Raw genomic sequence first — 22,154 nt, 5'->3', positions numbered from 1 at the left:
CGCAGGCGGATATCCGTGGATATCCAGACTGCGAACGTGTTTGTGTTCATCGCCCCAGTGCTGCACCAACGCCTTCTCCTCGGATTCGCTGCAGCCATCGCCTGCACCCCAGCCCACGCCAACCTGCTGCAGGAGCAGGCGCAGCGATTCCACCCGGTGGAATCCAGCGGCGGGATGGTGTCCGCCCAGGAGGCGCAGGCGGCGGCGGTTGGTGCGCAGATCCTGCGCCAGGGGGGCAATGCGGTAGATGCGGCCGTGGCCACGTCGTTTGCGCTGGCGGTCACGCTGCCCCAGGCAGGCAACCTCGGTGGTGGTGGGTTTTTAGTGCTCTGGCTGCCGCGGCGCGGCCGGATCAGCACTTGCAGCGCTGTGGCCCGGGAGGCCTCACCGCCCCAGGCCCTCGCGGTGGGGCGTGGCGAAGCCGTGGCTCTGAATTTCCGTGAAACAGCGCCCCAGGGGGCGGGCCCTGATCTCTTTCTCAATCCCGACGGCAGCGTGAACCGGGAGCGGGCCTTGCGCAGCCTGCTGAGCACCGGTGTGCCTGGCACGGTGGCTGGTCTCACCCGGGTGCAGGCGCGCTACGGGTGTTTGCCGCTGGCGGCGGTGATGCAGCCCGCCATTGATTTGGCCGAACAGGGCTTCCCGGTGGGGGCGGAATTGAGCGCGTCCTTGGCGGCCGCCGCACCACTGCTGAAGGCGCATCCCGCCAGTGCCCGCCAATTTTTCAAGCCCGGCGGCCAGCCGTATCAGCCTGGTGAGCGGCTGCGGCAGCCTGAGCTGGCGGCGAGCCTGCGCTGCATCGCCCAGCAGGGTGCCAGCTGTTTCTATCGGGGCCGGTTGGCGCGGCAGCTCACTGCGTTGATGCAGAGCCGTGGTGGCCTGATCAGCCGAGCAGATCTGGCGGCCTATCAAGCGCCCTGGGTCACGCCGTTGCAGGCCAGCTTCCAGGGCCATCGGGTCGTTACCATGCCGCCCCCCAGCGGCGGTGGCGCCACTTTGCTGCAGTTGCTCAAGGTGCTCGAGCCCCTCAACCTGGCCGCTACAGGTCTCAACAGTGCTGCCACGATCCACGTGATGGTGGAGGCGATGAACCTCGCCTACCGCGACCGCAATCGCCTGCTGGGGGATCCTGATCAGGTGGCGATGCCGCTGGATCGTCTCCTCAGTGATCCCTATGCCACGGAGCAACGCCAACGCATTCGCGCCGACCGCCACCGGCCGGCCGCCGAGCTCGAGGCTGAACCCAGCCCGCTGGTGGGGGAGGGCACCAACACCACCCACCTGTCGGTGGTCGACCGCGATGGCGGCCTGGTAGCCACCACCACTACGTTGAACACCGCCTACGGCAACGGCATCACGGTGCCGGGAGCAGGCTTCCTGCTCAACAACGAGATGGATGACTTCACCGCGAAGCCGGGTGCTCCGAATGCCTATGGGCTGCGCCAAGGCAGCCAGAACGCGATCGCCCCAGGGCGCCGCCCCCTCAGTTCGATGACGCCGACCCTGGTGTATCGCCCGGATGATTCACCGCTGCTCGCCACCGGTAGCCCCGGCGGCAGCCGCATCATCACCACGGTGCTGCAGGTGCTGCTCAATCGTTTGGTGCATGGGCTCAATCTGGCTTCTGCGGTGGCGGCACCGCGCATTCACAGTCAGCTCTGGCCGGATCAGATCAGCGTGGAGCAGGGTTTCAGCCCTGACACCCTGCGCCTTCTCCAGGATCGTGGGCATCAATGGCGCTTGGTGCCTGCGATGGGCTCTGCTAATTCCGTGGAAGTGCGCTATGGAACAGGAGGATCGGTGGATCAGATGCAAGGCAGCCATGGAGTGGCAGATCCACGGCGTTTGGACGCTGCAGCTGTCGCGGAACGGCCTTAGGGGGTGGCTGGAGCCAGAACGCTCGTGGGCTCTGAGCTATGACGCGGACGTGCGCTTGGCAGGCGGCAAGCCATGGCGCGTTTTTCGATGACCTGATGCGTTCTGTGTTTGTAGTCATGGCTTTCGAGCACTCCGTGGGTGTTCATGGAAGCAATGTTGCGCAAGCCCGCTAACACAACAGGTATATCCGAGAGTAAAACAGTGGCGAGAGGACTGAACCAGTTCAGACCAGATCCGATGGCTGTTGCCAGACTTGTGCTCAAGAGCAATCCGAAATTACTTGTTGTAGTTTTGTTCACTCTTCGGCTAAGCATGATCATGCGCGGAAGCCAGTGCACATCGGGCCCAATCACGATGTCGCAGATGCAGGAAGTAAAAATGCTGTCGGCGTCAACCTCAATGCCGATAGAGACGTCTGCCTGAGAGAGTGCAGGCATATCGCTGAGCACGTATCCGATATAGGCGACTCCGGCTCCACTGGCCTGGAGCTCGCTCACGAGTTCCATGCGCTCTTTAGCGTGAAACTGACCATAGATATGTTCCGTACGGATTCGGAGTGATTTCACGAGATCAAGCATCTTCGCACTGCTATCGACGCCGACAACATGTACATTGATGCCAAGGTCTTCCAGTGCTTCGCAAACGCCGCTCCAGCCAGGCCCCGGCTCTGTGAGTAGATCAACGTATCCTAGGAAGGTTTCGCCTTCCCAGATTTCTAGAGGATTGAGATGGCGTTGGTTGATTTCTGCTGCTGCCTGTCTGAGTTCGCGCAATTGAAGCTGTCGTCCGTCAGCGAGGTGGATGGCCCAGCCATGTGTGAGTAGGTCGTTGATCTCGACGTCGATCACTTCAGTGGGATTGTGAACTTTGTGCAACTGGTCTGACCAGATGGGTACGTCGTCATTGTCAAGTAAAAAGTCTTGAATTCCGGCAAGAATTCTGAGTAGGTCGCCCTTCTTTGCGCCGCTGCTGAGGTTGATGTGTTCGTGTGTTTTGATGCCGCCCATGCGATCAAGGCAGCTTCTGCTGATCACCACATGATCTACCTTTCCAAGCGCAATAAATGCGTCAGGGTCGTTGAGGTGAATTCCGTGAAGCTGTAACGTGGCCAGTGCGGTGAGCTTTGCTGAGATGCTGCTTGTCTCCCAGGAATACACCGGCGTGAATTGAAAGAGGCCCAGAGCTCTCTCTGTGGCGCCAAACGTCAGGGAAAGTCCGCCTGCGCCGAGCAGGACAGGTGTCATCCATCTGTAGTATGTATTGATATTTTTCTCTACTTCTCCTTGCGTCAAGTCTGGCCGATGGTGACGCTTCGGTATGTGATAGTCAGAATGATCTCTCAGAGCTTTCTTCACTTCTAGAAGTCCAGAGCCTTTGATTACGAAGCCACCTGCGTGAACCTCGTCTCCTGCTTTGAGATGGCGAGGCTTCCAGTCTCCGTCGTACAGCCGATTCAAAACGATGAAATCACCTTCAATGACCGTGCTGACGAGAAAGATATGTGACTGTAGGGAGACTCTGTAACGGTCCCCCGCGCTTGCTTCGGAAAGTCTGATGCTGTCTTTTGTGGTGTTGACAAGTTCTAAATGCATATATTCGCCGAGACGATCAATCAGTTCTTCGGATTCGGCTTGGAATTCCTCTTCTCCGGAAACAACGCCCTTGACCGACTCCGTTGCGTCGTTGAACATCTGATCGAGAAGGGCTTCTCCCCCTAAGCCTTGGCTAATCAGAAGTCCAGAAAAAGCAAGTTCGAGTGACTCGTGACCTAGATATTCCTTGTGCTGAAGACGGTGTTGGATCTCTTTGAATATCGGGATTAAGCTGCATATCGCTGCGGCTGTCATGATTGCGAGTGGTACCGGGAATAATGCCTCCGCAAGTAATACTGCTCCGATGTAGCTTCCATGCCGGAGTGCCATGCGACCGGATGAGTTGGCTTGCCATCGAGCCGCTCTTAGATCGCCGAGAGGGGCAATGAGTTCATCGTCGATCGTGGGAACTTTTAGCGCCAGTTCCAATAGGGGCTCAACATCCGCTCTTCGGTGCTTCGGGAAACGAAGCACGATGTTGCCATTGAAGTGATTGATTCTGAATCCGTGCAGCCAGTGGCAGCAGGTGAGCGTCACGGCGCAGTGGTGGCGGAGCACCGGTGAACTGGCTAGTTCATCGCAGCTCAGGCGAAGGCGGGTGGGCAGGCTGCTGCGCACCGTCCACTGATTGCTGGAATCAAGGGAGGAGCGTTGCATGCCTTGCGCTCGCGGCTGCTCTCAGTTTGCCGGGAATCGCTTCGTTTGTCAGTAGCGAGCTTGCTAGCCCCGCTTTTGGTGTGCTCGTACCTGGGTAGCCAGCCAGCTAAGCCAGGCTGCTGTTGTTGCTTCTGTAACAAGCAAACTGCTGTTTCTAACTACTTTGAACTTGCTGGACCAAGTGCGCTCAATCCTAAGGTGCTGTCAAATTACGGCATGAGGCTATTTATGCTGATGGATTGCTTTGTGTGCTGGCGATATTGCGCAATTCGGCTAGGAACATCGGGATGTTGGATAGCAGCACGGTGCTGAGGGGGCTCACGAGCCCAGCTGTTGCGGCAACGCCCGTTGCAATGCTACAGCTTGAGATCATGTTGAAGTTGCTTGCCTCTGTGCGTTCAAGTCTGCGGCTGATTTGGATGAGTCTGGCTAGCCATTGTGGATCTGCACCAAGCCGGATATCGCAGACAGCTCCGGTGACAGCGCTGTCAGAATCAACATCGATGCACATGGAAACGTCTGCGGCTGTGAGTGCAGGAAGGTCGCACAGAAGATAGCCAACATAGATCACGGCCCCACCCTTGCTCTGCAATGTTTGGACAAGGTCAAGCCTTTCTTTTGCATCCATGCTGCCGTGGAGATCTGAGGCCTCCTTGATCTCTAAAGAATGTGCGATCTCAAGCATCCTGTTTCGAGTATCACTGCCTACGATATGGATGTTGGTTCCGATGTCTTTTAATGCTCGGCAGGCTGCTATCCAGTCGCTTCCAGGTGTCGTAACCAGTTCAACATGGCCTAGGAGATTTCCATTTTCGTTGATCTCCAGGGGGTCAAGGTGAGATTGGGGGATATGGTCGGGAGTCTGGGGTTGTTCGTGGATGGTGAGTTGTCGCCCGTTGCTCAGTTCAACCAGCCATCCTTCGGTGAGGAGGTTGCCCAGCTGAATGCTTTGAATCTCAGCAGGGTTGGGGATATGGCTCAATTGATCAGACCATATCTTCACGTGATCTGTGTTCGTGAGATAATTCTGCACGCCGGCGAGGATGCGTAGAAGCTCCCCTTTGCGTGTTCCGCTATCGCGATTCACATGTTCGCGTGTTTTGATACCACCGATGCGGTCCAGGCAGCTTCGGCTGATGATGATATGTTTGGCTTTCCCGATCGTGAGCAGGCTGTCGATGTTATTGAAGTGAATGCCTTGCAAGCCGAGATTGTAAATCGCGGTGAGTCGTGCACTTGTTCGTATCGATTTCCAGGATTGATAGGGTGTGAACTGAAGCAGTCCAAGCGCTCGTTCTGCTGCGCCGAATCCGGTCATGATCGCTCCGGCACCCAGCAGTATTGGAGTGAGCTTGGCGTTCAGCGTCTCGATTGTGGTGGCGATGTTGGCTTGATGCTCATTCGAGCGATCTTGGCTAAAAGCCTCAATGAAATGAATGTGATCACTAATTTCCTTCTTCACTTCAAGGGTGGCGTCTCCTTTGATGATCAGGGCTCCAGGGTGAGCTGTATCGCCTCTTTTGAGGATATATGGCCTCCAGTCTCCATCGAATAGTCGGTTGATCACGATCAGTTCGCCCTCGATCACCGTGCTCCTGAGATACACGTGGGCGTGGGAGCCGATGCGATAGGTGTCTCCAATCTTTGCATTCTTGAGTGGAATCCTTGCCTTTCGCTTGCCCGCTGGCTCCAGGCTCACTTCTTCGCTGATATATCTGAAAAATTCTCGTGATTTGCTGTGGGGCTCGTCTTCCCCAGCGGCCATGCCCGCGATCGCATTGCTGCTGTCGCCAAGCACGATATCGAGTAGCGTTTCGCTCGCGTGACCTTGGCTAATCAGCGCTCCAGCAAAGGCGAGTTCAAGCGATTCTGGAGATAGTTCCCGCTTATGCCTCCAATGCGTGATCACTTCTTTGAGTGTTGGGGTGAGAGAGAGTGCCGCTCCCCCGATCATGATGAAGGCTGGAATCGGTAGGAAAGCATCGGCTACCAAAAGTGCGCCGAAGCGCATGGCATGCCGGATTGCAGCTCGGCTCTCTTCACTCGAGCGCCAGCCTTCGCCGATCTTGGCAATGTCTTCAAGGTCGACATTGTTGACCTCATCTATGGAGAGTGATCTCTCCAAGAGCTGCGGTACGAGCTTGCTGCGCTGCGTTGGGAAATGCAGGATGAGGTTGCCATTCAGCGGATTGATTCTGAATTGGTGTACCCAGTGGCAAGCATTCAGCGTGACTGCGCAGTGATGGCGCAATAGATTTGAATGGGCAAGGTCGCTACAAGAAACTCGCAGCCTTCCTGGTAGCTTGCTGCGGATGATCCACGATGCGTTATTGGATCTGGTGGGCTCCATTACGCCGCGAGGAAGAAGGTGCCAACGGCGATCACGGCATAGAGGGTGAGCAGCATTGAGCCTTCATACCAGCTCAGTTTTCTGTTTTCGGTAATCCAATGGACGGCTAGAACCGTTGCTCCAAGGCTGAAGAGCGACGTGACTGGAACGGCCAAATGCAAGTACCTCCCCATTGGTACACCGCAAATTACTAGCAACGGCATCACGAACAACAGCAGTTGAACGCTTGATTCAACTGTGCTGGCCATCGCCAGATCCATCCTGTTAGTGGCCGCTGCCTTCACTGAGATCAGGGCTTCTGAGAATGAACCAAAAAGTGGCAAAAGGAAAAGACCGACAAACAGTGGGTTGAGGTGTGCGCCATCAACCATGAGCTGCAAGGACTCAACCAGATTCTCGGAAACTCCAACAAGCACCACGCTGATCAGTAAAAGCATGATGATCAGGCTTGCGATGGGCTCTTTCTTCCCTTCTGGGGGTAAGAGCTGCTCGGACTCTTCGCGCAAGTACAGGCTCCTGCCTGTGCCTAATTGGTAGACAAACGAGAGGAGGTAGAAGGCCAGGACAAGGATTGAGACGATCAGCGAATACGTTGCAAAGCTGTCAAATACATTGCTCCCTTCGCTGAGCATCGCCGTTTCGGCTGTTTGCTTTGAAAAGCGAGTGGCGAGGTGGAAGACGGTGGGTACTGCTAGGAAAATCGTGCTGATCAGCAGCTGCTGGCTCTGTAACCCAGTGCTGTAGGGGTGAATTTCGATGGTTGCCTTCTTGCGTGCTCCAACGCAGGTGCTGATACCGAGCACCAGCAGGCAATTGGTGATCACGGCTCCGGCCACGGAGATCACCACCAGGTGATACAAGCCACTGGCCAGCGCTGTGAAGGACACCACCAGTTCCACCAGGTTGCCCAAGGCAACGCTGATTAATCCACCGATGCGATCGCCCAGTCGGTCGGCTAGGGCTTCCACCATTTCAGCGATCATCCGAGCCAATGGCACAAGCCCGAGCCCGCAGATCACAAACCAGCCGATCAGCTGGCTAATTGGTAAGCCTTCATCGATGTGTGCAAAGAGAGCGGCAATGGTGAAGATGAGCAGCAAGCTCCATCGGCTCGCTAATAAGTCGCGACCCAGGCCGACGCAGGCTTTGATCATGGCGGATCGTGGTTTAGATCATCCTTTGCAAACTCTGGCGGGCAGGCTCAGGTCTGTCAGCCCCGTGTTCACTCACCGAGATACGCGGCTCTGAGTTGGGCATTTCCAAGCAGATCCCTCGCCGAGCCTTCGAGTTGCAGCCGCCCGGCCTCCAGCACATAACCGCGATCGGCAATCTCAAGTGCGGCCTGGGCGTTCTGTTCCACCAGCAGGATGGTTTGCCCTTGCTCGTGCAGGTTGGCCAGCACGGCCATCACCTCCGCCACCAGTTTCGGAGCGAGCCCCAAGCTGGGCTCGTCCAGCATCAGCAGTTCAGGCTGGCCCATCAGTGCGCGGGCGATCGCCAACATCTGCTGCTCTCCACCGGAGAGTGAGCCAGCCTGCTGGCGCCGACGTTCCGCCAGGCGGGGGAACAACGCATAACAGCGATCCAGATCGCGGGTGATGCCGTCGCGGTCGCGGCGGAGGTACGCGCCCAGCTCCAGGTTGAAGGCCACCGTTTGGCGGTTGAGCAGCCGCCGGCCCTCTGGGCAGTGGCCGATCCCCAGCCTGAGGGTGCGGTGGGCTGGCACGCCGGCCAGATCGCCGCCGCGCCAGCGAAGTTGCCCACCCGTGGCCGGTATGAGGCGCGAGATGGCCTTCAGGGTTGTGCTTTTGCCGGCTCCATTGGAGCCCAGCAGGCACACGAACTCCCCGCGGTTGACCCGGAGCGACACGCCCGCCAAGGCCTGCACACTGCCGTAGTGCACCTGCAGCTGATCCAGTTCCAGCAGAGCCATGCTGTTCACCGGGCACCCCCCAGGTAGGCCTCGATCACCCGGGGATCGGTTCGGATCTGTTCCGGGTTGCCCAGGGCGATGAGCCGGCCAAAGTCCAGCACGGCCATGCGCTGGCAAAGCTGCATCAGCAGCGGCACGTGATGCTCAATCACGATCAAGGTGAGTTGATGGCGCTGCCGCATCTCAGCCAGCAAGGCGCAGAGCTGTTCTTTTTCGCTGGGATTCATGCCGGCGGCGGGTTCATCCAGCAGCAGCAGTGTTGGCTTGGTGGCTAAGGCCCTGGCGATCTCCAGCCGGCGGCGGTTGCCGTAGGCGAGTTCATCGGCTCGGCGCTCGGCCAAGTCAGCCAATCCCAACTCCTCCAGCAAGGCCAGGGCTTGCTGTTCGAGCTGGGCTCCAGATTGGTGGTGCAGGGCGACCAGCACGTTTTCCAGCACTGTGAGCCCACCGAACAGTCGCAGGTTTTGAAAGGTGCGGGCAATGCCCAGGCGGTTGAGTGCGTCTGGGCTGAGGCCATGGCAGGGTTTGCCGCGCCAGCGGATCACCCCGCTTGAAGGTGGTGTGACGCCCGAGAGCAGATTGAACAACGTGGTTTTCCCTGCGCCGTTGGGCCCGATGAGCCCGAAGATCTCTCCCTCCTGCACGCTGAAGCTCACCTCGCTGAGGGCCTGCAGCCCGCCGAAGCGGCGGCTGACGCCCTGCAGTTCGAGAGGAGCCGTCTGCTCGCTCATGGTTTCAGCCTCCGCAGATCCCACCGGCCCAGCCTCTCCAGCAGCTCTGGGGTGATCAGGCCCTGGGGGAAGAACACGGGCCCGAGCAAAATCACCAGGCCGAACAGCACCAGGCGAAGATCACCCACGGGGCGGAGCAGTTCCGGTAGAGCGGTGAGCAGCAGGCCGCCGATCACGGGGCCGAGCCAGCTGCGCGAGCCCCCCAAGATGACAAAGGCCAGCGTGGTGATCGCCACGTCGAAACTGCCCTGCCTCGCGTTCCAGGTATTGAGGTAGTGCGCCGCGATCACGCCCGTCACACCCGCCAGGGCAGCACTGGCCACAAAGGCGGTCAGCTTCACGCGGGTGGTGTTGATCCCCATGCAACGGGTGGCCAGCTCGTCGTCGCGGATGGCGGCCATGGCTCGTCCCAACCGACTGCCCTCCAGCCGCTGACAGCCCCAGCCGGCGAGGGCGAGCAGCCCGCCGCTGAGGCCGATGTAGCCAAGCGGCTGCCCAAACGGCTGTGGGATGCCGAAGATGCCGGTGGCGCCACCGGTGAAGGGAAGATTGAGGATCGCAACCCGCACAATTTCCACGAGGGCGATCGTGGCGATCGCCAGATAGATCCCCCGCAAGCGCAGCACCGGTAGCCCCACCAGTGCCGCCAACGCTGCCGTGAGCGCCCCAGCCACCACCATTTCCCAGAGAACGGCGCCGAGGCTGATGGTTCCCTGGTGGTCTGCGTGGGTGGCCATCAGGGCCGCCAGCGTGCCGCCCACCGCATAAAAGGCTGGTGTAGCCAGAGAGAGCTGGCCCGCAGCCATGGGCAGATACACCGAGAGGCCCAGCAGCGCGCCGAGGATCATCTGCACCAACAGGCCGTTGTCAGGCATCGCTCAGACTTTCTCCATCAGGCGACGCCCCAGCAGGCCACTGGGGCGCAGCACCAGAACAGCGAACAGCACGGCGAAGGCCAGCGCATCGCGCCAACCGGAGGCTTCTGAGGGAATCAGAGCCTCGGCGAGGCCCATCAGCAAGCCGCCGGCGATCGCGCCTGGCACGCTGCCCAAGCCGCCCAACACCAGCACCGCCAGGCCCTTGAGGCCGAAGCTGATACCGAAGTAGGGACCGGCCAGGCTCACGCTGAGCCCGGTCAGGCCCCCACCCAGCCCGGCCAGCATGCCGCTGAGCAGGAAGGCGAGCCGAACGATGGCTCCGCTGTTGATGCCCATCAACCTTGCGGCGGTGGGATCTTCGGCCACCGCTCGCATGGCCTGGCCTGTGCGGCTCCGCTCCAGCCAGAGCGTGAGTGCTGCCACGGCCAGTGCCGAGATCAACAGCAGCACCACTTGCACGGTGCGGATCCGGGCGCCGCCGATGAACAGTGCCTCTGGTAGGCCCGCCAGTGCCGCTGATCCAGAGGGGAACGCATACCCCTCGGCACCCATCAGGATCTGCAGAAGATTCACCAGCACCACGCCAGCGCCCAAGCTGGTGATCAGCGACAGCAGGGGGTCGGCACCGCGGCGGCGCAGCGGTGCGAAGGCCACCCGTTCCACCAGTAGGGCAACCACACCAGCTCCGATGGCAGCCAGCAGCAGCGCCATCCAGAACGGCAAGGCTACGGGCAGATGCCAGCCCGGTAGGGCGCCGTTCACCCCAATCCGCCCGCCCATCAGCAGAAAGGTGAAGTAGCCGCCCAGGCTGAACAGGGCGCCCTGGGCGAAGTTGATCACCCCCAGCACCGAAAAGATCAGCGTGTAGCCCAGGGCGACCAGCGCATACACACCGCCACTGGCGGCGCCGTTCAGCAGGATCTGCAGCAGCGCGGCGCTCATGGTGTGGGGCCTCCGGCAGCGGTGTTCACATCAATGCTGCGCACCAAGCGGAAGCGGCCATCGCGTCCGTTGGCCTCCATCGTGACCACAGCCACATAAAAACGGCCTTGCACCACTTCCCCATCAGGGCGGAAATGAATGGGACCCAAGGGCGTGTCGTAGGTCCCTGCGAGTAATTCCTGCATCAGCCGCCGCCGGGCCTCACCCAAGGTCACACCGTCCAGCCCACCGCGCTCCTGCAGTCGCTGTAGCGCCTCGAACAGCACCTGGTAAGCGGTCCAGGCCTGGGCCGTGATCTGCCCGGGGGTGCTGTTGCCATTGGCCTCTTGGAACAGGCGCCGGAAGGTTTGATTGATCGGGGTGTTGAGGTCGGGGCTGTAGGCCTGGGCGATCAGCACGCCGTCGCACCAGCGTTGGCAGATTGGATAGATGTTGGGCGTGTTGAGGCCGTTGCCTACCACAATCTGGCCGCGGTAGCCCAGCTCCCGTAGTTGACGGATCAGGTTGCCGCCATCCACGGCTTGAGCTGAGATCACCACCAGCTGCGGCTTCTGCTGCAGGGCGGCTGTGATTGGGTTCTGGAAGTCGTTGTCGGCCAGTTGGGTGCGCTGGACGCTGACCGGTGTGAGGCCCCTTTGGGCCAAAGCCTTTTGGAAAATCGCCGTTTCGGCGGTGCTGTAAGCGTCGTCTTGGGCGAAAAACACCGCAACGCGGCTGATCTCGGGATCCCGTTCCAGCGCTTCATCGAGGGAGAGCGGCGCGATCACCGAGCTCTGGGCTGACACCCGGCTGATGAAGGAGCCGATCTGCGGAATGCCCTGGGCGGTGTTGGAGGGAGCGACAACAGGGACGCCTTGGCGCTGGGCGATCGGATCGGCGGCGAAGGCTTGCTGGGAGAGGGTGGGGCCAATCAGGGCGATCACACCCCTACGGATCAACAAATTGAACGCAGCGATGGCGCTGGGTTCATCCGATGCCCCGTCTTCCAGCTGCAACCGCATGGGCCGCGGCTGGGCGGTGCTGGACAACCATTGCTGGGCAAGCGCTAGGCCCATGCGTTGGTCCTGCCCGTAGAGGTTGGCGTTGCCGGTGAGGGCGATGGCCGCCCCCACAGTGACGCTGGCTGGTAGCGGTTTGGAGGCTGGATCACTGCTGCGGCCCAGCACGGCCAGGGCCGTGATCGCGGCAGCAACAGCCGCAGCTAGGCGAACACTGCCGCGACGCCTCGCGCTGAGCAGATCGCTGGGGCCGCCGCTTAGGCCACCGCGGCGAAGCATTCGCGGAAGGCGCTGATGGTGGCGTCGATGTCCTCGTCGGAGTGGGCGAGGGAGGTGAAGCCGGCTTCGAAGGCGCTGGGGGCCAGGTAGATGCCGCGCTCGAGCATGGCGCGGTGCAGCTTGCCGAAGCGTGCGGTGTCGGCCGCCTTGGCTTCCTCAAAGTTGCGCACCGGGCCATCGCAGAGGAAGAAGCCGAACATGGCGCTGATCGAACCACCGGTGATCGGCAGGCCGGCGCTGCGAGCCCCATCCATGATTCCGTCGACCAGGCGCTTGGTGATCGCCTCGAGGCGCTCGTAGCTGCCGGGCTGCTTCAGCAGTTCCAGGGTTTTGATGCCGGCGGTCATCGCCAGGGGGTTACCGCTGAGGGTGCCGGCCTGATACATCGGGCCAGCGGGGGCCACCATGCTCATGATGTCGGCCCGGCCGCCGTAGGCGCCCACGGGCAGGCCGCCGCCGATCACCTTGCCCATGGTGGTGAGGTCGGGGGTGATGCCGAACTTGGCCTGGGCACCGCCGTAGCTGATGCGGAAGCCGGTCATCACTTCGTCGAACACCAGCAGCGCACCGTTCTCCTTGGTGAGCTCACGGATGCCTTCCAGGAAACCGGGCTCAGGGGTGATGAAGCCGGCATTGCCCACCACGGGCTCGAGGATCACACCGGCGATTTCACCGGGGTTCTCGGCGAAGAGCTGCTTCACCGCCTCCAGATCGTTGTAAGGAGCAGTGAGGGTGCTGGCGGCGGTGGTGCGCGGCACACCCGGGGAATCAGGCAGACCGAGGGTGGCCACACCGGAGCCGGCCTTCACCAGGAACATGTCCGCGTGGCCGTGGTAGCAGCCCTCGAACTTGATGATTTTCTCGCGGCCCGTGAAGGCGCGCATCAGGCGCAGCACCGACATGCAGGCTTCGGTGCCGCTGTTCACGAAGCGCACCATCTCCACCGAGGGCACGGCATCGATCACCATCTCCGCCAGCTGGTTCTCCAGGGCGCAGGGGGCGCCGAAGCTGGTGCCCTTCTCCAGGGCGTCATGCAGGGCGCCGATCACCTCGGGGTGGGCGTGGCCGCAGATCGCAGGGCCCCAGCTGCCGATGTAATCGATGTAGCGGTTGCCGTCCACGTCCCAGGCGTAGGCGCCTTTCACGCGGTCAAACACGATCGGTTGCCCGCCTACAGAGCGGAAGGCCCGCACCGGTGAGCTCACGCCGCCGGGCATCAGCGTCTGGGCGGCACTGAACAGTTCCTGGGACCGGGTGGTGTTGTGCACGGGAGCCGAAACAGGTGCCGAGGTCAAAACGGATTCCGCAGACGGGAGCTTGAGCGCACCATCCTTACGCAATTGCAGGCCCACGAGTCCAGAGCTGGAACTCTCGTTAAGGTCTTGCCACCGTGGCCCAACCCTGTGACGCCTGACTGGGGCTTGCTCGAACGCCGTTTGCGGACCCTGCTGCCGGCCCGTGCGGTGGTGGCGAAGCGTCAGGAGTTGCTGGCCTACGACTGCGACGGCCTCACCCTCAACCGCCATCAGCCTCCCCTGGTGGTGCTGCCGGAAACCACCGAGCAGGTGGCGGCGGTGGTGAAGCTCTGCGCTGAGCTGGAGGTGCCCTTCATCGCCCGCGGCAGCGGCACCGGCCTTTCCGGCGGGGCATTGGCGGAAGAGCCCGCCCTGGTGATCGCCACCAGCCGGATGCGCAAGGTGCTGGAGGTGGATCTGGCCAATGAGCGGATCACCGTGCAGCCCGGGGTGATCAACAGCTGGGTGACCCGTGCTGTGGCCGGTGATGGCTTCTATTACGCCCCGGATCCCTCCAGCCAGGTGGCCTGCAGCATTGGCGGCAACGTGGCCGAAAACTCCGGAGGCGTGCATTGCCTCAAATACGGCGTGACCAGCAACCACGTGCTGGCGATGGAGGTGGTGCTGCCGGATGGCTCGATCACCACCCTTGGTGGGGCACTGCCGGAGATGCCGGGCCTCGATCTGCGCGGCGTGTTCATCGGCAGTGAAGGCACCCTCGGAATCGCCACCGCCATCACGCTGCGGCTGCTGCGCACGCCGCAAACGGTGGCGGTGCTGCTCGCGGATTTCGCCTCGATGGAAGCGGCCGGCGAAGCGGTGCGCCTGATCACGGGCGCTGGGGTGCTGCCGGCGGGCATGGAAATGATGGACAACCCCTGCATCCAGGCCGTGGATGATTTCTTCGGGGTGGATGAATATCCGCGGGAGGCCGCGGCGGTGCTGCTGATTGAGCTCGATGGTCACGAGCTGGAGGTGAAGGAATCGGTGGAGATCGCCAGCCGCCTCTGCCTGGAGGCGGGTGCTGGCGCGGTGCGTGAGGCCTGGAGCGAGGAGGCGCGGGCGCGGCTATGGAAAGGCCGCAAGAGCGCCATTTCAGCCCTGGGTCGCCAATTCCCCAGCTACTACCTGCAAGACGGTGTCGTGCCCCGCACAGCATTGCCGGGGGTGTTGGCGGCGATCGATCGCCTCAGCGCCGAGCACGGCCTAGCGGTGGCCAATGTGTTTCATGCCGGTGACGGCAACCTCCACCCGCTGATCCTCTACCGGGCCAGTGAGGAGGGCGTGAATGAACGGGTGAAGGCCCTGGGCGGCGAGATTCTGCGGCTGTGCATCGATGCCGGCGGCAGCATCAGCGGCGAGCATGGCGTGGGTAGCGATAAGCGCTGCTACATGGATTGGATGTTCACGCCCAGCGATCAGGCCACCATGCAGTTGGTGCGGCAGGCCTTTGATCCAGAACAGCTGGCCAATCCCGGCAAGCTGTTCCCCACACCCAAAACCTGCGGTGAATCCCTCCGCCGCCAAGTGCAGTTGCGGGAGTCGGGTGTGGAGCTACCGGTCGAAGCGGTGGTGTTCTGAGCCGCTGGCCATCAGGGCCAATCGTCTTCGCTCTCCTCGCAGTCGTCATCCCAGGCCAGATTCACCACCACGGGCGCATGGTCGCTGGGCTGGGTGTTGCCACGCGGTGCTTTGTCGATCACGCAGCCCGTGGCGCAATCGAGCAGCTCTTCGGAGAGATAAATGTGGTCGATGCGCCAGCCCTGGTCGCGGTCCCAGGCGCCACTGCGGTAATCCCACCAGCTCCAGTGTCCGCTGCCGGGCTCAAACACTCGGAAGACATCGCTGAGCCGCCCGTCTAAGGCCTCGCTGAGAGCCCGGCGCTCGGCGTCGCTCGCCATGATGCCGCCGCTCAGGCGCTCGGGATCATGCAGATCGCGGGCCTCGGGGCCGATGTTGAAGTCGCCCACCATGCAGAGGGGATCGCCCTGTTGGTGTTGCACAGCCAGGTAGCGCTTGAGGCAGGCCAGCCACGCCAACTTGTAGGTGTATTTGTCGCTGCTCAGCGAACTGCCGTTGGGCACATACAGATTCAGCACGCGCACCCCGTCCACCAGAGCACTGATCACCCGTTTCTGGTCGCTGAGGGCCGCTGCTTCCGGGTCATCCGGCAGCAGGGCGTTGAACCCGATCTGCACGTCGTCCATCGGCAGACGGCTGATCAGGGCAACGCCGTTGTAGGCCTTCTGGCCACTGATGGCACAGCTGTAGCCCAGCGGTTCGAAGGCGCTGTGGGGAAACAGCTCGTCGGCCACCTTGGTTTCCTGCAGGCAGAGCACATCGGGCTGTTGCTGCTCCAGCCAGGCCAGCACCTGATCGAGCCGGGTGCGGACGGAGTTCACGTTCCAGCTGGCGATGCGCATGGGCGGGAGGCCGGGGTGCGATGGAGGAATGCGCTCCAGGTTGGGATATCCATGGAGATCCGGGCTTGGACACCGGCTGGCACCCCACGGCCCCCGCATCCCCTAGCGCCGAATGGCTCCCCCTACGATTCCCACATTGCGATCGCACAGGACGGCGATGGGACGCCCTTCCCCCCTTCGGCACGGTGCTGTGGCCTGCGCCGGACTCATCGCCCTCACGCTGCTGGGCGTCAGCGGTCAGGCCGCGCGCGCTGACTACAGCTCTTGGGGCATGTCGACCCAGGAGAAGCAGATCTACGACTACGGCCCGGGGGGCAGCAACGGCACGTCGAAACCTGGTTCCATCCTCGACACCGCCAACCCCATCGATCTGATGAACAAGATCCGCCGCGGCACGGCGATGGACGACGCCACGCCGCCAGGCGATGCCGTGGATGCAGCCCTTAAGGAGTTGAACGCGGCTCAGGCCCCGGGGACGTCGTCGCAGGTGAAGGCTCCTTAGCCGGCTTGCCCTGGCGCAGGTTGCTGATGCCCCAGCTGGCGGCCACCTGATCAAGGCGGGTGTCTTTGCTGCCCGGTTGGCGGCTGCGCGCCTGGGCTAGGGCCTCCTGGGCTCCTTTGCTGTCGCCTTGCTCCTGGCGGAGGAGGGCCAGGGCCAGCAGCGGCCGGGGGTCGCGGGGAAAGTCAGCGGCGAGCTTGGTGTAAGTGGCAGAAGCGGCGGCTTTCTGGCCCATGCGCTGCTGCAGATCACCCAACAGCAGGCCCAGGGGCAGCACCTGGGGTTGAACCGCTGGTTTGCTGGCCCGTTCGATCTGGGCCTTGAGCTGGGCCTGGGCCTCGCTGCCCCGCCCTTGTTCGAACTGCAGCAGGGCCATCAGCTGCAGGGCTTCGATGCGGTTGGGGCTCAGGTTGAGCAGCTGGCGCAGCTCCCGCTGAGCGGCGCTGCGGTTGTTGTTGTTGCGATGCAGTTCCGCCAGAAGCAGCCGCAGTTGCCAGCGCTGCGGCTGCTGGTCAGCCAGTTGCTCCAGCAGGGCGGTGGCTTCCTCCTGTTGGTTCAACGCCAGCAGCAGTTGCACCAGCCGTTGTTGCTCGGCTTCGCTGGCGGTGCCTTCCGCCAGGCGCTGGCGGAGCTGATCGGCCTGCCGTTCCACGGCCGCCTGGGCGTTGCTGCTGCCGGAGCGATGGCTGCGTTGCCCCAGCCACCAGCCGCCCGCCAGTGATCCGCCCACCAGAGCGATGGCGCCAAGGCTGATCAGCAGCCCTCGGGCGTTGGTGCTGGCGCGTGGCGGCATGGTGCAGCGCATGGATGCGCCTCAGTCTGGGGCCATGGCAAGGGCTGGTTACATTGGCGGCCGGGCCATGGACAACACGAGCGCCCAGAGGGTTTCAGCCACGATGCGTCAGCACCCCATTTCACCGGTCACCGAACCGATGCAGTACCGGGCCATCGGTGTGGTGCGGGGGACCTATGTGCCCGAAGACCCCGATCAGCTCACCCGCGGCAGCCTGAAGGCTGAAGACGGCACCGAGATCGAAGCCGTGGTGCTCGGTCGGGTGCTCACCCTGATGCGTCGTCACCTCGATCTCAGCAAGCCCCATCTCTGGGTGGCCTATCCCCGCTTCCGCGATCCTGAAAAGTTGCATCTGCAGCTGGTGGGCGTGTGGGAACCCAGCACCCTGGCCGCCACCGAGATCGCCACCCAAAGCGCAGCCGATGGGGACTCCACTCCTGCTCCCACCGATGATCTGCCCGAGGGGGATGGCTACTTCTCCGTGCGCGGCGAGTTGATCTACACCCGTCCGGAGGACGGAGACCTGGTGGTGAAGATCCGCCAGCAGCCCCGCGCCGATGGCTCACGCCCCATACCCTTCAAGTTGCAGTTGCGCGGTGAGATCGCGCCGGAGCATCTGCGCCATTTCGTCTCGCTGGATCTCCGCCGCCAGGGGCAGCAGCTGCAGCTCGAACAGCATGAGGTGATTGCGCCAGTGCCGCAGCGCGCCGGCAAGGGGCGTGGCCCCGGCCGGGGTGGCCGACCTGGCGGTCGGCGCTGAGTATGGCTGCGCCGGAGCGCTTCCCAGGCTCCGATCAGGGCTCCACTGGGGCTCTGTCCGCCGGTGCTGCCGTTGCGGCGATCACGGTGCTGGCCGTGGCCGGACCTCCCCTGGGGCTGTCGCCCTGGCTGATCGCCCTGGCGGCCGGTGGCGGCATGGTGGCGCTCACCTTGGATGCCGCGCGCTTTGGAGGGCTCGGCGGCCATCTGCTGGCGGAAGCCCTGCCGGCGGGCATTGGCCGGGCACGCTTGCGGCGCATCGCCATTCATGAGGCGGGCCACGTGTTGGTGGCGGCCGACAACAACCTGCCGGTGAAGCAGGTGCTGGTGGGCAGTCGTGCCTGCCTGCGCGAGGGCCTCAGCGCCAATGGCAGCACCCAATTGGAGCCCCCCGCCCACGCCAAGTTGGCGTTGGAAGACCTGCGGCGCTGGAGCCGGGTGCTCCAGGCAGGAATGATTGCCGAGCAACTGGTGTATGGCGGCTCCCGCGGTGGTGCCGATGACCGGGCCCTGCTGGGCCGGCTCTGGGGTCTCTCCGGGTACGACGTGGCGACGGCCCAGCAGGAGCAGCGCCGCGCCCGCCGGGAGGTGGAGCAGTGGTTGCGGCAACGCCGCGCTGATCTCGATCAGCAGGCCGACACCTTGTTGGCCCAGGTGTGATGCAACAGCCGGGCCGGCTCGCCGTGGTGGACTGCCCTACGGGCTTGGCGGGCAACATGCTGCTGGCGGCCCTCTTGGATCTGGGCCTTCCGGAAGCGGTGGTGCATGAGCCCCTGTCGGCCCTCGGCCTGGCGGAGGCGTATCGCTTCGAGCTCCAGGAGGCCCGTAGCGGTGGCTTGCGGGGGCTCCAGCTGCAGGTGGCCCTCACCGAGCCCTCTCCGCCCCATCGCCATTGGGGTGCGCTGCGCACCCAGTTGGCGGCAGCTCCCTTGGAGCCCCAGCTCCAGCAGCGGGTGTTGGCGGTGTTCAGCCAGTTGGCCAATGCCGAGGCGGCCGTGCATGGCACCGGGGCTGATCAGGTGCATTTCCACGAGGTGGGCGCGGTGGATGCGCTGGTGGATGTGGTGGGTGTGTGCGCTGGTTTGCAGCATTTCGGCATCACCGAGCTGATCTGCACACCGCCCCCCGCCGGCCATGGCCGCGTCTCCACCGCCCATGGTTGGCTGCCCCTGCCGGCGCCGGCGGTGCTTGAGCTGGCGCGGGCGCGGCAGCTGCCCCTCGCCAGCAGCGAGGGCTTCCCGCCGGCGGAGCTCACCACCCCCACGGGTATGGCCTTGATGGCCGCCTGGGCGGATCGCTTCGCGCAGGCCCCGGCGCTGGTACCGGAGGCGGTGGGTGTGGGGCTGGGCACGCGCCAACTCGATCGGCCCAACCTGCTGCGGTTGGTGTTGGCCCAACCCCAAGGGGTGAGCGGCGAACATCAGGAAACCCTGCTGCAGCAACAGGCCCAAATCGATGACGCCAGCGGGGAAGATCTGGCGTTTTTGATGGACGCCCTGCGCAACAGCGGTGCCCTGGAGGTGTTTTCCCAGGCGCTGCAGATGAAGAAGGGGCGGCCGGCCAGCTTGATCACGGTGCTGGCGCGGCCGGAGCAGGCCGAGGCGTTGCGCGCCGTGTGGTGGCGTTATGGCAGCAGCCTCGGGGTGCGGGAGCAGCAGCTGCAGCGCTGGTCGTTGCCGCGGGAGCAGGGGGTGGTGGAGACCCCCTGGGGGCCTGTGCGGATCAAGCGCTCCCGTCGCCCCGATGGCAGTTGGCTCTGCAAGCCGGAGGCGGATGATCTGGTGGTGTTGGCCCTGCGCCATCAGCTGCCGCTGGCCCGCCTGCGGCGGGCAGTGTTGGCGCTGGTCGACGATGACCTCACCACTGCGGCGCCGCCGCCTCATCCATGATCAACAGGCTTCGTTTGCCGGGGGGTGCGCGCCTGTGGGTCACCCTCGCCAGCGCCGGCTTCCTGCTGGCGGCCCTGGCGAGTCACGGGCGTCAGCTGCTGCAGCTCAGCGTGGATGCCCAGGGCTGGTGCTGGTTGCTGCTGGGTGTGGGCTTGAGCCTGCTCAGCCTGTTGGCCAATGCAGCGGCCTGGGGGGTGGTGCTGCGCTGGCTGGGGCATCAGCCGCGATGGAGCGCCGCCGTTGTCTTGTTCCTCAGCTCGAACCTGCGTAAATACCTTCCGGGTGGCGTGTGGCACCTGCTGGCACGGGTGCGGGCTCTGCAGGCGGAACCCAGTGCAGAATCGCCGCTGCAGGGGGCGCCACTGCGCACGCCCCAGGCGCTGGTGGCCGTGCTGCTGGATCCGTTGCTGGCGGCCGTGGCCGCCTTGGCCCTGGTGCCGATTGGCGGTTGGCAGGCCGGCTTGGGGCTCCTCTGCCTGCTGCCCTTGTTGGTGCTTCTGCCCCGCTGGCTCAATCCACTGATGCGGCGGCTCGAGCAGCAACGGGCCCGCCAGCTGTTGGAGCGCGGTTTGCTCGACAAGGCCGGGGCGGAGACCGCACTGGATGTGCCGCCGGCCCTCCCGGGCTATCCCTGGCCGCCTCTGCTGGCGCAGTTGGGGTTTGTGCTGTTGCGCTTTGCCGGTTTCGCCTGCTGCGTTCAGGCCTTCGACCTGGCGTTTGCGATCGGTTGGGGCGGGTGGTTGGCCGGGTTTGCCCTGGCCTGGACAGCGGGGCTGGTGGTGCCCGGCGCCCCCGGTGGGCTCGGGGTGTTTGAGGCGGTGCTGCTGATGCGCTTGGCCGCGGTGGTGCCGGAGGCCCCGTTGCTGGCGGTGGTGATCAGCTATCGCTTGGTGAGCACGGTGGCGGATTTGCTGGGGGCGCTCACGGCTCGGGCCGACCTGGCGGCTGTTCGCAACAGGCGTTACTGTTGAGAACAGCGCCGCCGTACCGCTGATGCCCGCCGTCCCGGCGCCTGAGTTGCCCGCTGAGGCGCTGCGCAGCAGCCTGCACGGCCGAGGCCAGCGGCTCACCCCCCAGCGGCAGCGGGTGTTGGCGCTCTTTGAGCGCCTGGGAGAAGGCACCCACCTCAGCGCAGAGGAAGTGCACCAGCGCTTGTTACGCGCTGAGGAGCGGGTGTCGCTCGCCACGGTGTACCGCACCCTGCGTTTGCTCAGCTCGATGGAGCTGCTGCGGGAGCTGGAGCTGCCAGAAGGCGGGCGCCGCTTTGAGCTGGCCAGCGATGACGACCATCGCGACCACCATCACCTGGTGTGCGTCCGCTGCGGCCACACCGAAGAATTTGAGAGCGAAGCCGTGCTCTCTGCCGGCGAGCAAGCGGCAGGGTTGCACGGCTTTCGCCTGCTGGAATGCGTACTCAACGTTCGGGCACTGTGCCCGAGCTGCGCTGCGGCTGAATCAGCCCTGGTAACGGTTTGAGCGAACGGGTACCAGCACGGGCTGCATCAGGCCGCCACCCCCGTTGTCGTCATCAGAACCAGCCGCCAGCCAGGCGATCACACCGGCGAGGGTGATCACGGCAGAAAGCAGCAGCAGATCGGCCAAAGCGCTGGACGCGATTGCCCGCACGCTAGCGGGATCCTCCAGCGCTGGTGTTGCAATCGATGCCGTTACAGCGGTGCGAGGGCCAGAACACCACCAAGCAGCAGCAGGCCGCCGGCAGCAAGCAGGTTCTGGCGTTGGTTCAGCTGACGGCCTGCCACGAAACTCACCCCAATCGTGAGCACAGAAGCCAGCAGTGCACCCAGCCACCAGCTGGAGGTGCCGGCCGCTTCTTGCCCATGCAGCAGGGCGTGCACAGCCACGCCGCTACCGAGTACGGCGCCCACCACGGGGAGTGGCCGTTGCAGTTTGTCGCTCAGCAGCAGCACTGCGCCCACGGCGCTCACGGCCAGGGCTGCCAGCAGTTCGGCACCCGGCAGCTGGCCGCCGAAGCTGCCGAACACGCTGCCCAGCAGCGCTCCGCCCAGGGCAAAGCCCAACAGCAGAGGCCCGAAACGCGCTGCGGTAAGACCCACGCCCACCAGGAGCAGCAGGTGGTCGAGCCCCAGCAGCGGATGCAGGGCTCCGGCCATCACGCCGGCATCGGCGCTGCCATGGGCACCGGCGGGCAGGGCAGAGAGCAGGCTCAGGCCGAAGCCGGCTGCACTGCTGAGCAGAAGGGAGCGGGTGAGTTGGGTGGGCATGAGCAGGGCCGGTCC

Annotated in this window: 21 protein-coding genes; 8 read left to right on the top strand and 13 right to left on the bottom strand. The window is 63.5% G+C overall.

Going from position 1 to position 22,154, the window contains the following annotated elements:
• The first annotated feature begins 15 nt into the window (after window positions 1–15).
• Window positions 16–1,878 (top strand): gamma-glutamyltransferase, encoded by a 1,863-nt coding sequence (gene ggt, locus KUL97_RS09405; protein ID WP_368656131.1) that lies wholly within the window; start codon window positions 16–18, stop codon window positions 1,876–1,878.
• Here the strand turns inward: ggt and KUL97_RS09400 are convergent.
• The 9 genes from KUL97_RS09400 to hemL form a co-directional block, all read right to left on the bottom strand.
• Window positions 1,875–4,127, bottom strand: coding sequence for a hypothetical protein (locus KUL97_RS09400; RefSeq protein WP_217796735.1), 2,253 nt, complete (start codon window positions 4,125–4,127; stop codon window positions 1,875–1,877). The genes ggt and KUL97_RS09400 overlap by 4 nt on opposite strands.
• 226 nt (window positions 4,128–4,353) lie before the next feature.
• Entirely contained in the window at window positions 4,354–6,477 is a 2,124-nt protein-coding gene (locus KUL97_RS09395; protein ID WP_217796734.1) for a hypothetical protein, read from the bottom strand.
• A complete protein-coding gene (locus KUL97_RS09390) occupies window positions 6,477–7,631 on the bottom strand; it encodes a calcium:proton antiporter (RefSeq protein ID WP_217796733.1) in 1,155 nt (384 codons plus the stop codon). Before KUL97_RS09390 ends, KUL97_RS09395 begins: the two co-directional genes overlap by 1 nt.
• A 68-nt stretch (window positions 7,632–7,699) precedes the next feature.
• Window positions 7,700–8,410 (bottom strand): ABC transporter ATP-binding protein, encoded by a 711-nt coding sequence (locus tag KUL97_RS09385; RefSeq protein WP_217796732.1) that lies wholly within the window; start codon window positions 8,408–8,410, stop codon window positions 7,700–7,702.
• Between the two features lie 5 nt (window positions 8,411–8,415).
• A complete protein-coding gene (locus KUL97_RS09380) occupies window positions 8,416–9,141 on the bottom strand; it encodes an ABC transporter ATP-binding protein (RefSeq protein ID WP_217796731.1) in 726 nt (241 codons plus the stop codon).
• The gene (locus KUL97_RS09375) at window positions 9,138–10,016 is read right to left on the bottom strand and encodes a branched-chain amino acid ABC transporter permease (protein ID WP_217796730.1); all 879 of its coding nucleotides are present in this window, start codon (window positions 10,014–10,016) and stop codon (window positions 9,138–9,140) included. Before KUL97_RS09375 ends, KUL97_RS09380 begins: the two co-directional genes overlap by 4 nt.
• 3 nt (window positions 10,017–10,019) lie before the next feature.
• Window positions 10,020–10,961 carry a branched-chain amino acid ABC transporter permease gene (locus KUL97_RS09370; RefSeq protein ID WP_217796729.1) on the bottom strand — a complete coding sequence of 314 codons (942 nt, stop codon included), beginning with the start codon at window positions 10,959–10,961 and terminating at the stop codon, window positions 10,020–10,022.
• A complete protein-coding gene (locus tag KUL97_RS09365; protein WP_217796728.1) occupies window positions 10,958–12,238 on the bottom strand; it encodes an ABC transporter substrate-binding protein in 1,281 nt (426 codons plus the stop codon). Before KUL97_RS09365 ends, KUL97_RS09370 begins: the two co-directional genes overlap by 4 nt.
• Window positions 12,217–13,455 carry a glutamate-1-semialdehyde 2,1-aminomutase gene (gene hemL, locus KUL97_RS09360; RefSeq protein ID WP_254896400.1) on the bottom strand — a complete coding sequence of 413 codons (1,239 nt, stop codon included), beginning with the start codon at window positions 13,453–13,455 and terminating at the stop codon, window positions 12,217–12,219. The genes KUL97_RS09365 and hemL overlap by 22 nt, the downstream gene beginning before the upstream one ends.
• A gap of 186 nt (window positions 13,456–13,641) precedes the next feature.
• Between hemL and KUL97_RS09355 the strand changes: the two genes are divergently transcribed.
• Entirely contained in the window at window positions 13,642–15,114 is a 1,473-nt protein-coding gene (locus KUL97_RS09355; protein WP_217796726.1) for an FAD-linked oxidase C-terminal domain-containing protein, read from the top strand.
• Between the two features lie 11 nt (window positions 15,115–15,125).
• On the opposite strand, the gene xth is transcribed toward KUL97_RS09355, so the two are convergent.
• Complete coding sequence (gene xth / locus KUL97_RS09350; RefSeq protein ID WP_217796725.1) at window positions 15,126–15,956, bottom strand: exodeoxyribonuclease III; 831 nt, start codon at window positions 15,954–15,956, stop codon at window positions 15,126–15,128.
• Between the two features lie 157 nt (window positions 15,957–16,113).
• On the opposite strand from xth, the gene KUL97_RS09345 reads away from it, so the two are divergent.
• Window positions 16,114–16,458 (top strand): hypothetical protein, encoded by a 345-nt coding sequence (locus KUL97_RS09345; protein WP_254896381.1) that lies wholly within the window; start codon window positions 16,114–16,116, stop codon window positions 16,456–16,458.
• Here KUL97_RS09345 and KUL97_RS09340 read toward each other — a convergent pair.
• Entirely contained in the window at window positions 16,400–17,248 is an 849-nt protein-coding gene (locus KUL97_RS09340) for a lipopolysaccharide assembly protein LapB (RefSeq protein WP_217796724.1), read from the bottom strand. The two genes, KUL97_RS09345 and KUL97_RS09340, sit on opposite strands and share 59 nt — an antisense overlap.
• 103 nt (window positions 17,249–17,351) lie before the next feature.
• Between KUL97_RS09340 and KUL97_RS09335 the strand changes: the two genes are divergently transcribed.
• From KUL97_RS09335 to KUL97_RS09315, 5 genes are read left to right on the top strand one after another with little or no spacing between them, the layout of a single operon-like run.
• A complete protein-coding gene (locus KUL97_RS09335; RefSeq protein WP_217796723.1) occupies window positions 17,352–18,008 on the top strand; it encodes a hypothetical protein in 657 nt (218 codons plus the stop codon).
• Window positions 18,009–18,010: 2 nt separating this feature from the next.
• Entirely contained in the window at window positions 18,011–18,667 is a 657-nt protein-coding gene (locus KUL97_RS09330; protein WP_217796722.1) for a hypothetical protein, read from the top strand.
• Complete coding sequence (gene larC, locus KUL97_RS09325; RefSeq protein WP_217796721.1) at window positions 18,667–19,896, top strand: nickel pincer cofactor biosynthesis protein LarC; 1,230 nt, start codon at window positions 18,667–18,669, stop codon at window positions 19,894–19,896. The genes KUL97_RS09330 and larC overlap by 1 nt, the downstream gene beginning before the upstream one ends.
• Window positions 19,893–20,867 (top strand): lysylphosphatidylglycerol synthase domain-containing protein, encoded by a 975-nt coding sequence (locus KUL97_RS09320; RefSeq protein WP_217796720.1) that lies wholly within the window; start codon window positions 19,893–19,895, stop codon window positions 20,865–20,867. The genes larC and KUL97_RS09320 overlap by 4 nt, the downstream gene beginning before the upstream one ends.
• Window positions 20,868–20,889: 22 nt before the next feature.
• A complete protein-coding gene (locus tag KUL97_RS09315) occupies window positions 20,890–21,372 on the top strand; it encodes a Fur family transcriptional regulator (RefSeq protein ID WP_217796719.1) in 483 nt (160 codons plus the stop codon).
• Here the strand turns inward: KUL97_RS09315 and KUL97_RS09310 are convergent.
• Both KUL97_RS09310 and KUL97_RS09305 read right to left on the bottom strand, forming a co-directional pair.
• Complete coding sequence (locus KUL97_RS09310) at window positions 21,352–21,498, bottom strand: hypothetical protein (protein ID WP_217796718.1); 147 nt, start codon at window positions 21,496–21,498, stop codon at window positions 21,352–21,354. The two genes, KUL97_RS09315 and KUL97_RS09310, sit on opposite strands and share 21 nt — an antisense overlap.
• 65 nt (window positions 21,499–21,563) lie before the next feature.
• A complete protein-coding gene (locus KUL97_RS09305) occupies window positions 21,564–22,139 on the bottom strand; it encodes a HupE/UreJ family protein (protein ID WP_217796717.1) in 576 nt (191 codons plus the stop codon).
• Window positions 22,140–22,154: the final 15 nt, after the last annotated feature.

The sequence above is a fragment of the Synechococcus sp. HK05 genome, from assembly GCF_019104765.1.
Taxonomy (GTDB): Bacteria; Cyanobacteriota; Cyanobacteriia; order PCC-6307; family Cyanobiaceae; genus Vulcanococcus.
The sequence above is the reverse complement of the archived record's forward strand: the minus strand, read 5'-3'. Positions and strand labels throughout refer to the sequence as shown.

Excerpts from the sequence above, each read along its gene's own strand:
- KUL97_RS09395 (WP_217796734.1), bottom strand. The coding sequence starts at position 6,477 with ATGGAGCCCACCAGATCCAATAACGCATCGTGGATCATCCGCAGCAAG.
- hemL (WP_254896400.1), bottom strand. The coding sequence starts at position 13,455 with ATGCCCGGCGGCGTGAGCTCACCGGTGCGGGCCTTCCGCTCTGTAGGC.
- KUL97_RS09330 (WP_217796722.1), top strand. The coding sequence starts at position 18,011 with ATGGCTGCGCCGGAGCGCTTCCCAGGCTCCGATCAGGGCTCCACTGGG.
- KUL97_RS09335 (WP_217796723.1), top strand. The coding sequence starts at position 17,352 with ATGCGTCAGCACCCCATTTCACCGGTCACCGAACCGATGCAGTACCGG.
- KUL97_RS09400 (WP_217796735.1), bottom strand. The coding sequence starts at position 4,127 with ATGCAACGCTCCTCCCTTGATTCCAGCAATCAGTGGACGGTGCGCAGC.
- KUL97_RS09340 (WP_217796724.1), bottom strand. The coding sequence starts at position 17,248 with ATGCCGCCACGCGCCAGCACCAACGCCCGAGGGCTGCTGATCAGCCTT.
- KUL97_RS09390 (WP_217796733.1), bottom strand. The coding sequence starts at position 7,631 with ATGATCAAAGCCTGCGTCGGCCTGGGTCGCGACTTATTAGCGAGCCGA.
- KUL97_RS09380 (WP_217796731.1), bottom strand. The coding sequence starts at position 9,141 with ATGAGCGAGCAGACGGCTCCTCTCGAACTGCAGGGCGTCAGCCGCCGC.
- KUL97_RS09365 (WP_217796728.1), bottom strand. The coding sequence starts at position 12,238 with ATGCTTCGCCGCGGTGGCCTAAGCGGCGGCCCCAGCGATCTGCTCAGC.
- KUL97_RS09305 (WP_217796717.1), bottom strand. The coding sequence starts at position 22,139 with ATGCCCACCCAACTCACCCGCTCCCTTCTGCTCAGCAGTGCAGCCGGC.
- xth (WP_217796725.1), bottom strand. The coding sequence starts at position 15,956 with ATGCGCATCGCCAGCTGGAACGTGAACTCCGTCCGCACCCGGCTCGAT.
- KUL97_RS09370 (WP_217796729.1), bottom strand. The coding sequence starts at position 10,961 with ATGAGCGCCGCGCTGCTGCAGATCCTGCTGAACGGCGCCGCCAGTGGC.
- KUL97_RS09315 (WP_217796719.1), top strand. The coding sequence starts at position 20,890 with ATGCCCGCCGTCCCGGCGCCTGAGTTGCCCGCTGAGGCGCTGCGCAGC.
- KUL97_RS09320 (WP_217796720.1), top strand. The coding sequence starts at position 19,893 with ATGATCAACAGGCTTCGTTTGCCGGGGGGTGCGCGCCTGTGGGTCACC.
- KUL97_RS09345 (WP_254896381.1), top strand. The coding sequence starts at position 16,114 with ATGGGACGCCCTTCCCCCCTTCGGCACGGTGCTGTGGCCTGCGCCGGA.
- KUL97_RS09375 (WP_217796730.1), bottom strand. The coding sequence starts at position 10,016 with ATGCCTGACAACGGCCTGTTGGTGCAGATGATCCTCGGCGCGCTGCTG.
- larC (WP_217796721.1), top strand. The coding sequence starts at position 18,667 with ATGCAACAGCCGGGCCGGCTCGCCGTGGTGGACTGCCCTACGGGCTTG.
- KUL97_RS09385 (WP_217796732.1), bottom strand. The coding sequence starts at position 8,410 with ATGGCTCTGCTGGAACTGGATCAGCTGCAGGTGCACTACGGCAGTGTG.